Source organism: Psychrobacter sp. (assembly GCF_018260395.1).
Classification (GTDB): Bacteria; Pseudomonadota; Gammaproteobacteria; order Pseudomonadales; family Moraxellaceae; genus Psychrobacter.
Window position 1 is genome coordinate 1 of sequence record NZ_JAGLBC010000067.1, and the last position, 12,537, is coordinate 12,537.

Annotated in this window: 12 protein-coding genes; 7 read left to right on the top strand and 5 right to left on the bottom strand. The window is 38.1% G+C overall.

The window, feature by feature from the left end; genetic code table 11:
• Window positions 1–108 precede the first annotated feature (108 nt).
• Both QZ265_RS06505 and QZ265_RS06510 read right to left on the bottom strand, forming a co-directional pair.
• Entirely contained in the window at window positions 109–1,158 is a 1,050-nt protein-coding gene (locus QZ265_RS06505; protein ID WP_296404561.1) for an urease accessory protein UreD, read from the bottom strand.
• Window positions 1,159–1,478: 320 nt separating this feature from the next.
• Window positions 1,479–3,116 carry an allantoin permease gene (locus QZ265_RS06510; protein ID WP_296404566.1) on the bottom strand — a complete coding sequence of 546 codons (1,638 nt, stop codon included), beginning with the start codon at window positions 3,114–3,116 and terminating at the stop codon, window positions 1,479–1,481.
• Between the two features lie 603 nt (window positions 3,117–3,719).
• On the opposite strand from QZ265_RS06510, the gene fghA reads away from it, so the two are divergent.
• From fghA to QZ265_RS06535, 5 genes are all read left to right on the top strand, one after another.
• Entirely contained in the window at window positions 3,720–4,580 is an 861-nt protein-coding gene (gene fghA / locus QZ265_RS06515) for an S-formylglutathione hydrolase (protein WP_296404568.1), read from the top strand.
• 133 nt (window positions 4,581–4,713) lie between these two features.
• Complete coding sequence (gene rpe, locus QZ265_RS06520) at window positions 4,714–5,406, top strand: ribulose-phosphate 3-epimerase (protein WP_296404580.1); 693 nt, start codon at window positions 4,714–4,716, stop codon at window positions 5,404–5,406.
• Between the two features lie 74 nt (window positions 5,407–5,480).
• Window positions 5,481–5,870, top strand: coding sequence for a hypothetical protein (locus QZ265_RS06525; protein ID WP_296404570.1), 390 nt, complete (start codon window positions 5,481–5,483; stop codon window positions 5,868–5,870).
• 121 nt (window positions 5,871–5,991) lie between these two features.
• Entirely contained in the window at window positions 5,992–6,309 is a 318-nt protein-coding gene (locus QZ265_RS06530) for a hypothetical protein (protein WP_296404571.1), read from the top strand.
• Window positions 6,310–6,464: 155 nt separating this feature from the next.
• Window positions 6,465–6,797: a hypothetical protein gene (locus tag QZ265_RS06535; RefSeq protein WP_296404573.1), complete on the top strand. Its 333-nt coding sequence runs from the start codon at window positions 6,465–6,467 to the stop codon at window positions 6,795–6,797.
• A 120-nt stretch (window positions 6,798–6,917) separates the two neighbouring features.
• Here the strand turns inward: QZ265_RS06535 and rpmG are convergent, their stop codons facing one another.
• Window positions 6,918–7,073 carry a 50S ribosomal protein L33 gene (gene rpmG, locus QZ265_RS06540; protein WP_007394061.1) on the bottom strand — a complete coding sequence of 52 codons (156 nt, stop codon included), beginning with the start codon at window positions 7,071–7,073 and terminating at the stop codon, window positions 6,918–6,920.
• A 70-nt stretch (window positions 7,074–7,143) separates the two neighbouring features.
• Window positions 7,144–7,380: a 50S ribosomal protein L28 gene (gene rpmB, locus QZ265_RS06545; protein ID WP_007394060.1), complete on the bottom strand. Its 237-nt coding sequence runs from the start codon at window positions 7,378–7,380 to the stop codon at window positions 7,144–7,146.
• 634 nt (window positions 7,381–8,014) lie between these two features.
• Between rpmB and QZ265_RS06550 the strand changes: the two genes are divergently transcribed.
• Window positions 8,015–9,544, top strand: a complete 1,530-nt coding sequence (locus QZ265_RS06550; protein ID WP_296404574.1) for an MFS transporter — start codon at window positions 8,015–8,017, stop codon at window positions 9,542–9,544.
• A gap of 92 nt (window positions 9,545–9,636) precedes the next feature.
• Here the strand turns inward: QZ265_RS06550 and ccsA are convergent, their stop codons facing one another.
• Entirely contained in the window at window positions 9,637–10,428 is a 792-nt protein-coding gene (gene ccsA / locus QZ265_RS06555; protein ID WP_296404577.1) for a cytochrome c biogenesis protein CcsA, read from the bottom strand.
• A 495-nt stretch (window positions 10,429–10,923) separates the two neighbouring features.
• On the opposite strand from ccsA, the gene ffh reads away from it, so the two are divergent.
• Window positions 10,924–12,471 (top strand): signal recognition particle protein, encoded by a 1,548-nt coding sequence (ffh, locus tag QZ265_RS06560; protein WP_296404579.1) that lies wholly within the window; start codon window positions 10,924–10,926, stop codon window positions 12,469–12,471.
• Window positions 12,472–12,537: the final 66 nt, after the last annotated feature.

The window sequence follows — 12,537 nt, forward strand, 5'->3', positions numbered from 1 at the left end:
TGCTTTAACTAATATAGTATTGCTTTAACTATTATAGTTGAATATATCAGTTTAGGTTCAGTCAATTAAATCTGCATAACAGACTATAATTAAGCTGGGTGAAATGTATTAGGTGTCCCAAATCCTTGGGCGATGCGGCTCAAGGTCATACCATTTTTCTCTCAATAACTCACGAACTTGATAAAAAGCTTCAAAGCAAGCGCGCACATCAGTACCAATATAGCGACAATTAATGGCTTGGTAGTTGTGGGTTGTCACTAGGGGCAGATTATGGTCATCTATTAGAGCTCGAACCTCTACAATAATACTATCTAAATACTGTCCTAATTTTAAAGGGTTTTTTTGATCCTTGATATCTATAACGTCATTACTGGGAACTGCCCAAAACGTGCCGTGAACATGATGTTTATTAAGCCCAAGAGGTGAATGGAACCATCGTGAGTTAGCTTGTTGATGAGTATGCTCGCTTACCAATACCTTATTATCCCGCCAAATCTGAAGTCGCGTATTGTATTGACCATGAGTAAAAGCTTCGTTATAAGCTTGACGCCCAAACACGGCAATATCCCAAGTTAGCAAACTCGCTGTGGGAGCCAAATCAAACCGGTTATTAGCGTTAGATACTGAGTGATCAAAGTAGATACTTTCTTGCGGTAACCATTCAAGTACAGCCTCATCTGCTAATGTAGCATGAATATTTTGTTCTGCTTGAGGGTGTTTTTTAGTTGGTGTATTTATTTTATTATGTTGCAAATCTTTTACGTCACTGGTAGGTCGTAACGATTTACGTTGACCATACCACTTACCTGCACCTGGTGTGGTAATGACGGCATGGCTGTGAGGTTGCAAATCAAACGTCATGGTCAGTTCATCTCCATCTGCAATACCGGCTGGTGGGTACAAGACATAAATATGACAAATACCAGCCTGTGGTTTTGATGCAGTAGAGTGAAAGGCGTTATTTGAAGTCTTTTCAACAAGGGCTGATTGAAAGGAGTCTTTATTATCGTTAACTTGATTTTCAGGTTCAGGTTCAGGTTCAGGATATAAAGGACGTTGTACTATCAGAGCTCCTTTATGCAAACTATGGCAAAGACGAGTCTTTTGAGAACTAGGTCGATAATCGAAAGTTAATTGTAATGAAGATTGCCAAGTCACAAGTTAATTCCTGAATGAAGAAAGTTCTTATTATAGGGTATATGAGCTATAGGGTAAAAAAGTTTAAATTTTCAATTCATTGGCTGATATTAAACTGATTTTTTTGATGAAGTTTTATTTATTAAAAAAAATACCTATTGCAAGCCTATGCCAATAGGTATTTAACGCACTTAATTATGAACTTAATTATGAACTTAATTAGCAAAGTTTATAATATTGGCCGTAAATGCCTTAAATCTTAGTGTCTATGCTGAATAGAATCTATACTAGATAGTATCTATGCTAAATAGTAACTGTTCTAAATAGTATAGATGCTAGAACTAAATAGACTTTTCAAGTGTTTTGCAAAGTGAACAGACGATGCCATTGTGTTTATGTGAATGTAGTACATCAGGACGTTCATAGTGTTGTTTGCATTCAACGCAGTAATATAAAGTAGCCACAGGGGTTCCTTCGTTATCAAAGCGTGGTTCTTCAATACCGTCATGGCTTTGTTTTAAGTAGTATTTACCCTTGGTAATAATCGCCATTAATGGGGTAAGAATAAAGCCCACCACCAAAGCGATAATCGGAGAATAAGGCGCTAAGAAGTCGCCCAGTAGACCAAAAAATGCCAATATAGAAAGTCCTGCTGCTGCACCAAATGATACTAAACCAACTGGGTTAAAATCATATAACATACCGCGGCGGAATTCTGGCTCCTTTGGAGATAGTCCCAATACATACTTATTAATTGCGATATCGGTGGCTACCACCACAATCCAAGCAATGGCAAAGTTTGAGTAGAAACCTAAAATTTTACCTAGCACTGAGAACATATCCATTTCCATTAATAGCAAAGCAATGGATACGTTGAAAATCACAAAAATGATGCGACCTGGATAGTGTTTGGTTACCCGAGCATAGGCGCTTGTCCAAGACAAAGAGCCTGAATAAGCATTGGTCACGTTAATTTTAATTTGTGAGATCACAACTAAGATCACTGCCAAACCTATAGCAAAGCTACCGGGAATGATATTTTGGAAGACTGAAGTAAATTGTTGGACAGGTTCTGTTATGGCACTTTCTGGCAACATATTAGCCATTAAATAAAAAGCTAAAAATGCACCCGTTATTTGTTTAATAGCTCCTAATACAACCCAGCCTGGACCAGCTGATATGACTGCAATCCACCAAGATACTTTATTTTCCTCGGTTTTGGCAGGCATGAAACGAAGATAATCGATCTGCTCGCCGATCTGCATAATAAGTGCTAAACAAACACCTGCTCCAAGCATTACAGCAGCAAAATCAAATCCTTGATAGTGGCCAGTACCTGAGAAGGCTGCCCAGTCTGTAACCATGCTAGGGTTTTTAAAAATAAGGTAAGCCACAGGTCCAACCATTAAAAATAACCAAAGTGGGGTAGTCCATACCTGTAACTTACTTAAGGCTTTCATACCAAATATAACCAGTGGAATGACCATCACGCTAGACAACAAATAGCCTATCCATAATGGAATTCCTAGACCCATTTTTAGACCCTGCGCCATAATGGCGCCTTCCAATGCAAAGAAAATAAACGTAAAACTGGCAAATATGATGCTAGTAATCACCGTCCCGTAATAGCCGAAACCTGCACCACGTGAGATCAAGTCTAAATCAATATTGTAACGCGCGGCATAATAAGAGACAGGAATACCTGTCAAAAAGATAACGATTGCAGCAAGTATGATGGCAAATATGGCATTTGTTGTGCCATAAGCCAAACCAATACTTGCACCAATAGAAAAGTCAGCCAAATAGGCAATGCCGCCAAGCGCAGTCACTGCTACCACACCGGGTGTCCACTTACGAAAACTGTGGGGCGCATATCGCAAGGTATAATCTTCTAGAGTTTCATTAACAGCAGAATTTGAAGGTTCAACATGACTACGTTGTGCTTTATCAACAACGGGAATAGATTGCTTTGGTCTCATTATGGACACCTTGTAGCTTAAGGGATAAAAATATTGTTAGGTTAAAATTTAATGCGTGCACATGAATTATCAAAAATATTAATTTAATTAATAGCTAACCAATGAAATTAATATTGAATAATTAAATTTTGACTTTACAATTTAGTGCAATATTTATGCCCAAATTGATGCATTAAAGTGAATTAATTTGCACATCATTAGTGCATAATTTAATTTCAGGCTATATTATTAGTTTTATTCAATTTATATAAGCATAAATCTGTAATGTATTTTTATTATTTTCTAAGACTAAATTAAATTTGCACCAATATAGCCATAAATATAATGATTAGTCCTCACAACTCAAGTTACGATGGATTACTTTTTAAACTTATAACCTATGTTAAAATTACGTTGATTAAGCCACAAAACCTACCTATTTAGTAATAAATTGCTTTTATAATAATTATAGATTCATTGTTTAATAATACGTTTCATTACAAGTTTAAGAATAAGTTTCATAACAAGTTTAAGAATAAATTTTAAATTATTTGTATTTCCTTCCTAAAATCATTCAACGCATTTCCAATAAACTATTACTATTTTAAATATTAGGATGATGACATGACTCAGTTAAGCTTGACTAGCAAAAACCGCTGCTTCAATGGTGAACAACACTATTACACCCATGATTCTGAAACCACTAAATCTGAGATGCGTTTTAGCATTTATTTGCCTGATGAGGCGTTAGCTCGGCAGACCTGTCCTGCTATTTTATTTTTATCAGGCTTAACCACTAGCCCAGATAATGCTACGCAAAAAGCCCACTATCAAAAGAAGTGTAGTGAACTTGGCATGATATTTATTGTTCCAGATACCTCTCCTAAAGGTGATGATATTCCAGATGACGAGCGTTATTTTGTTGGACAAGGGGCAAGTTATTATGTTGACGCCACGCAGTCGCCTTGGTCTGAGAATTTCAATATGCATACCTACATTATTGAAGAGTTCTACGATCTTATCCGACTTAAGTTTCCGATAAGTAGTATTGGGATTGCAGGACATTCGATGGGTGGGCATGGCTCTATCATGTTTGGCTTTCAGTATCCTAGTAAATTTATCAGTGTGTCAGCAATTGCTCCGATATGTGTATCTAGTCAATCTGAATGGGGTATAGCGGCATATACTAAGTACTTTGGTGAAGATAGCAAGGATAGCTTACCGTGGTCAAAGTTTGATGCTGTAAGCGCCATTAAACAAGCCGGTAAACAATATCCGCTTATATTGGTAGATCAAGGCGGTGTGGATGAATTTTATAACACGGGTTACTTGCAGCCCGAAGCTTTACACGCTGCATGTCAGGAAGTAAATCAACCTGTGACATTGCGTTATCATGCTAATTATGATCATAGTTATTATTTCATTCAAACGGTTATTGAAGATCATATTGAGCATCATTATAACGCGACTCTAACTCATGGATAAAAAGTTGATTTTTAAAGTTAATTTAGACCAAATTACCAGTTAAATAAGACCTAAAATACTAGACCAGAACTTGTAATATCACTATTCATTAATATTAAGCTTTTCAGAAGAGAAAAATATGAGCTCACTGCCAATGTCAACGCCTTCTACTTATCTTATAGCGCCCTCTATCCTCTCGGCGGACTTTGCACGTCTTGGTGAAGAGGTAGAAAATGTGCTTAAAGCGGGCGCCGATGTTATTCATTTTGATGTCATGGACAATCATTACGTTCCAAACTTAACATTTGGTAGCATGATTTGTAAGGCATTACGAGACTATGGTATTGATGCCCCGATCGATGTGCATTTAATGGTGACGCCGGTTGATAGCATGATTGAGCAGTTTTTGGAAGCGGGGGCAAGTATTATCACTTTTCATCCTGAAGCGACTCATCATGTCGACAGATCTTTGCAGATGATAAAAGATGGCGGTGCGGCATGTGGTCTAGTGCTTAACCCTGCAACGCCACTGCATCATCTCGAATATGTTATGGATAAGGTCGATCAAATTTTGTTAATGAGTGTCAACCCAGGCTTTGGTGGGCAGTCATTTATTGAAGCTACGCTTGATAAGGTGAAGCAAGTTCGTCAGCTTATCGATGCTAGTGGTCGTGATATTCGGTTAGAGGTCGACGGTGGGGTAAAAGTGAACAATATTAGAGCCATAGCTGAAGCTGGTGCCGATATGTTCGTGGCTGGATCAGCAATTTTTAATCAGCCAGATTATAAGCAAGCTATAGATGCCATGCGTCACGAGTTAAGCCTTGTAGGTACGGCTCAGGCTTAGATGTGATAAAAAGCTGATATACCCCAATTGGGACATGCAATATTTATTAATATGGATATACAACCAGAGATACTATGACAACTAACAAGTCAATAAACAGTCATCCCCAAGCAAACGATTCTGTTAGCGATAGCGTAAGTCCTAGCGACTTATATCCTACTCAAGAGTCCAAACCAAGTTTAGTCCCTAAAGGGTTTACGATTGGCTTAGCCGTTTTTTCAATCGTGCTTAGTTTAGCAGGCTATATCTTCCGTTATATAAATGGAGAGCCTATTGAAGATATTTTAAGACATGCGGCTGTCATAGTACCGGGCTTTGTTATTGGTGTCCCTTTGCTCTTTTGGATTGGGGCTTTAATTATGAATAAAGCTAAGGGTATGCATATCCAAAGACGAAATGCTCTGACTTTAGGCTGGCTTATTTCATGCGTTACTATGCTGTGGCTAATGGGGTCTTATAGTTAGTTGATATAGCTGAATTGATACATGGTTTGATAGCCAGTTTAAATAAGGAGCCTGAAGTTTAGCTGTGAGCAATGCCCAATAAGTTCTTTATAAAAAAGCTATTAGATAATTATTTAAAGGAATGCCCTTGTCTATCTTTAATCGCAATTCATTTTATTATCCATATCCTGAGAATATACCCAAAGGGCTGATTAAAACTTTAATCATTGGCTGTTTGTTATTGGGATTGTCTGGGCTTCGTCATGCTCAAGGCTGGCAGGGATGGTTGGCAGTCTTTGAAAATTGGCTACTGATGTTAATCATTTTTCCAACGGCTACTGCGGTCATAGCTGCACCTTTTAAATATCGTGATCCCTCATTTGAGTTAAAAAATGCCTATTACTTAGGTATGTTTGTGGCGTTTCTATTCTCACTAGCTAAATTACGCTATTGGCGTTAGCCTTGTATTGTTAAGCCTATAAGCATATTTAAGGCCAATAAAATCATGTATATTTATTATGCAATTTAAGTAGTTACTACAATTAGCCCTTGAAATTTGTGTCATTAGCGTCCATTGTTAATAAAGACACATATGCTATATAAGGTGAATAGGGCATGGTATTTAATTTTGAAAAAGACAACCCTGACGTTGATATTGACTCTGAGACAGGAGAGCGCACAACTCGCAGAGGTCGTGGCTTTGCTCAAGAAACTATATTAGAATTGGTTGAAAACGAAAAGGGTCAAATTGTTCTACGTGATTCGAAGGATAATGAAGATCCATTAGTTACCATCGCTTTCTCTGATAAAGTTAAAGATATGTTAGGCGGTGAAGCGCAATTTATTGGTCATAAAATGATTCATGCTGCGGTTCAAGCCATGATGCAAAAGCAGGTAAGTCAATGGCATGCAAACGTCTATGATGAAGAGCCTGAGCATTACAGTTAAACTTAGTATATAAGTTCAATTATTAGATTTAGAGCAAAACATCTAGCTATACATAAAAAAAGACATAAAAAAGCGGGTTATCCTAAGATAACCCGCTTATTTGTGCTATTAAATCAAAAATTATTTGATTTTAGCTTCTTTGAAAATAACGTGCTGGCGTACTTTTGGATCAAATTTTTTGATTTCCATTTTGCCAGGCATGGTGCGCTTGTTTTTGGTAGTGGTATAAAAATAACCCGTACCAGCGGTAGATACTAACTTAATCTTGTCTCTCATGATGTATTCCTATTAATTTATAAAGTATGATGACTTTGAAATTAAGTCATCTATTAAGTCGTTTAAAAGACTATACTTTTTCACCTTTGGCACGTAAATCAGCAAGTACTTTATCAATACCGTGCTTATCGATGATACGCATACCTTTAGTAGAAACACGAAGACGAACAAAACGATTTTCAGATTCTACCCAAAAACGATGGTTATGAAGATTTGGCAAAAAGCGACGACGGGTTCTGTTAAGCGCATGCGAAACATTGTTACCCACCTGAGGGCGCTTTCCTGTCACTTGACATACTCGAGACATGACGGACTCCTAATAAAGTTGTAAGGCAACTGGATGACATATAATTATGTCGAAATAGTTGATGCCTTAACTACTCAAGATAACGAATCACAATGCGGCTATGGACACACAGGACTGCAACTTGAATAAAATGTTAACAGAAAGATAGTGGTCGTTGCGCTTTAATTGCCACAACAAGTAAAGGCTGACCAAGATAAATTTTTAAGGGCGTATTTATATCACATATAACTGTTTTTTTCAAATTAAAAATTGAAATATTGTCAAATAATAAACCCAAAACTTCGACTATATTAGGTTGAAATGTAATGAATATAATTTTAATACTAAAATCTTTATAAAGAGATTGCAAACCATTAAGGCTTTATAAACCTATGTTAATAAATTAAGCTATCAAAATTATCAGACTATTTTATTAGGTTGTTTATCTGGATATGTTAAAAACGGATATTATAGCAGATATTGTTCAATAGGTTAGCCAACTATAAGCTAAAATTTATGGATTCAGTAAGTCGTTTTAACTGCTTTTAACACTGATTTAAAAAACTGATTTTAAGCCAGCATTTTAGACTATCTTAAACAATTAGCTATCAAGTCTTTAGTATACATTCATTGATTATCAGGATTACCCTTTAATATGGCAAATGAATCCCCTTCAAAGCCGTCAGCTACTGACCAGTCCGCCTTTGAAACCAAGGACAGTGAATTGCACAATGAATTATCTAATCAAAATCAGCCTCCTTACAGATTGTTAGCTGTATTATTGACGCTATATTTTGCTCAAGGACTGCCTTCAGGATTTATTACCCAAGCCCTGCCTGCAATTTTACGTGAGTATGATGTATCGCTTGAGATGATTGGTTTATCAGGAATGTTGTTAATACCATGGGCTTTAAAGTTCTTGTGGGCACCTATGGTAGACAAATACTTTATAGCCAAATGGGGGCGCTCTCGCAGTTGGATTTTACCCCTGCAACTTATATCGGCACTTATTGTAGCACTGGTCGGTTTATTTGATCCGCATCAATTAAGTTCTGCGGACACGCTTTGGGCAATCTATGGACTGCTTTTTTTATTAAGTTTGATAAGTGCAACTCATGATGTGGCAGCGGATGGCTTAGCAACGCGGTCATTAACCCAGCTAATTCGAAATAACCCTGATCTGCCAGCAGTCAAAAACCCTTATCAAGGCATGGGCAATGCGGCACAAGTGGTTGGCTACCGTATGGGGCTTATTTTGGGAGGGGGTGTATTGCTATTGGTTTTAGGAAAGTGGTCTTGGCGATACAGTTTTTTTGCTATGGCAGTATTAATTGTAATAAATACCTTTCCAATTTGGCGCTATCCTGAGAATAAAATAATTCCTCTAACAGAGTCGCAGTTAAAACCTAAATCGAATTCTAAACCTACATCTAAACTTAAACCTAAATCTCAACCAATCAATAACCTTGAAAAATTTCAGCAACCACCGAAAAAGTCTTTTGCTTTAATTGGCAGTTATATACAAGAGCAGTATGGCTATTTTTGGCATAATAAACATATGCGATCATGGCTAGCAGTCCTACTTACTTTCAAGATTGTCGATGGTATCTCAAGTGGTATGGTTAAACCGTTAATGGTTGATATGGGTATATCTACTGCCAGTATCGGGCTATGGGTTAGTGTGTTAGGCTCAGCTGCTTCATTAATAGGGGCTGCTCTAGCGGCTGTGCTGTTAAAGCGCATAGCGCATCACAATGCATTAGTTATATTTAATGCCTTGCAGGTAGTGACAACTGGATTGTATATTGTCGTAGCTATCGGTTTTGAACATCCCAATTGGCTAGGCTTTGAAGGTAGCGCTCAAACGGTTCCTTTTTGGTGGGCATATGCGGCCAATGCGATTGAGCATTTGACTGCTGCTATGGCCTTGGTAGCCATGTTAACGATGGTTATGCACTATGCCAGACATGACAAGGCGGGCAGTGATTTTACCACCCAAGTTTGTCTGTTAACCGTGTTTAGTGGTGGGTCACACTTAATTAGTGGCTTCATTGCAGCACGAGTGGGATACAGCGCTCATTTTTTATTCAGTGTACTATTAGGCTTTGTGTGTCTATTGCCTCTTATTTATTGGCGCAAAATCTTTATACAGCAGTTAACAACTAATTCGTTAGCTGTAAAATAAATACTTAATTAATAGGGTTTAGTCAGCGTCAAATAATTAGCGAGCAATAAAGAGTTATGCTAGTAAATGTTTAGCTATATAAGTTGTCAGCACTAAAGTAGCATTTCAAGCACAAATTTACTGCCTATAAAGCCGATCGCCAATAATACAAATGCAGTGATGGCCATGTTGGCAGCTCGGCGACCTCGCCAGCCATATTTCCAGTGGCCAAATAACAACCAACCAAACAGTAGCCAAGATAGGACGCTAAGCACTGTTTTATGAGCGATGTGTTGTGCTAGTAGGTCATTGACATAAACGAAACCTATCGCCAACGCAATGGTAAGTAAACTAAAGCCAACCAGAATCATGTCGAATAATAATGACTCCATGCTTTGTAAAGATGGCAGTTTATTAACCCAAAAACGTTGTTTGGCTTTGTGCTTTAACTCACGAATTTGAATGCGTAAAATAATGGCTTGTACTGCAGCCATCAATAACACACAGTAGGCAGCAATTGACAAAATTATATGAGCTTCTAAGCCTTTACTAATATCTGACAATGGAGCATAGGGCGCAACACCAAAGTATCCCAAGCTTAGACCAAGAATCGCTGTGGGCGCAGCAAAAACACCCAAGCTTAAAATAGGACGATAAAAACAAAATATCACATAGAACAGCACAAAATAGAAGCTAGTTAGACTGGCTGTATTAAAGACATTAAAATTTAGACCATGTAAAGTATATATATTAGGGTATACGGTCATTGCATGCGCAACTAAAGCGATTAATAACATGCCCAAAGTAAAGCCTTTGGCAATGGGTTTAAGACGTATTAAAGCCCAAACCAAATGACAGCTCACAAGGGTATAAATAATAAGTGCAATGACGTATGCAAGCAACACGGTGTTTTGGTCCCCAAGAAATCGAGTTAACAATTAGGTCTGTCAATGTTTGATATACTAGATGTGGTATTCTGTGTGTCAAGGTGATTATAAACAAAGTAAAATGATTATAAGTAAGTAATAGTTGTCTTTTTGAGTGAGACGAAAATTTAATAAGATTTATTACTTCTCAATCATACCCTAATTTAGCATAGAATGACTCTTATTTGCGATGGCTATACAGTTAAGCCGGTACATTTGTTAAAATTAATAGCTTAATAAAAACATTAAAAGAGTTTATGCATGAATTTTGCTAAAATTGTTAAACACTCAATGATTTGTGCTTTACATTAGCATTGAACGAAAGCATTGAACATTAGCATTGAAAAACAGTACTGAAAAACAGCTTTGAACAACTTTATCTACCTCATTGTAGATCCCCTTTTATTAAAGAATGAATACCCTATTTATTTTAAATATTCTGTAATTTAACAGACGTTATATCGAGAAAACCATATGTTTGATACCTTAACCGAACGACTCTCTGGCAGCCTGCGTAAAATTTCAGGCACAGGTCAGCTCACTGAAGATAATATTAAAGATACGTTGCGTGAAGTTCGCATGGCGCTATTAGAAGCTGATGTGGCTTTGCCAATCACTCGTGACTTCGTTAAGCGAGTTAAAGAACAAGCTTTAGGTCAAGAAGTGTTAAAAGAATTGGCACCCGGTCAAGCCTTTGTAAAGATTGTCTATGACGAACTAACTGAAATGATGGGCAGTGCCAATCAACAGTTAGAGATGACAGGTAAACCGCCTGTGGTGTATTTACTGGCAGGTCTGCAAGGCGCTGGTAAAACCACAACTGCAGGTAAATTGGCTAAGTTTCTACAAGAGCGACATAAGAAAAAAGTCATGTTGGTTTCTGCTGACGTTTATCGTCCTGCCGCTATCAAGCAGCTTGAACAAGTAGCAGGTCAGATAAAAGCTAAGTTTGTGAACTCTACTATTGATGAAAAACCCATTGATATTGCCAAGCGGGCAATAGAAGAAGCAAAGCTACAGTATCAAGATATTTTAATTATTGATACCGCAGGTCGACTACATATTGACGAAGCGATGATGGATGAGATTAAGGCGTTGACCGCTGCGGTTAATCCTTCAGAGACTTTATTCGTTGTTGATTCAATGACCGGTCAAGATGCGGCAAACACTGCCAAGGCCTTTAATGATGCGCTACCGCTAACCGGCGTTATCTTGACTAAAACCGATGGCGATGCGCGTGGTGGTGCGGCACTATCGGTTCGCGCTATCACCGGTAAACCTATCAAATTCTTAGGCCGTGGTGAGAAGCTTGACGCGCTAGAAGCCTTCCACCCAGAGCGTGTTGCTCAACGTATCTTAGGTATGGGTGATGTTCTAAGCTTGGTAGAAGAGGTCGAGCAAAAGATTGACCGAGATAAAGCGGAAAAGATGGCGAAGAAAATTCAAAAAGGTGGCGACTTCGACCTTGAGGATCTACTGACCCAGTTCCAGCAAATGAAAAATATGGGCGGCATGACAAGTTTCCTAGATAAAATGCCAGGTATGAGCGGCGCAGGTGTCAAAGAGGCGCTTGAGGAAGCTAAGCCTGAAGAGAAAGTTAAAGAGATGGAAGCGCTAATTAACTCTATGACGCCTTATGAGCGCAAAAATCCCGATAAGATTAACCCAAGCCGTAAGCGCCGTATTGCTACAGGTTCAGGCAAGCAAATTCAAGATATTAACCGTTTGCTCAAGCAACACAAACAGATGGCAAAAATGATGAAAATGCTGTCAAAACCTGAAGGTCTTAGCAAGATGATGAAAGCAGTACAAGGCTTAACAGGCATGGGCGGTGGTGATTCTAGTGGGGCAGGTGGTCCCTTATTTGGCGGCGGTAATACAGGCTCTAAACCTGCCAAGGGTGCAGGCGGTTCGTTACCGTTTGGCTTCGATCCAAGCAGTATGCCTAGTCAAGAAGATATGGAAAAACAGTTAAAAGACGTACAGCAAAGCCTACCTCCAGAGTTTAAAAAACGCTTTTAATGTAAGTCGTTACTATATGTGCTTGATAGAAAGCTAAGTCAGCAATGGCTTAGTTTTTTTTATTAT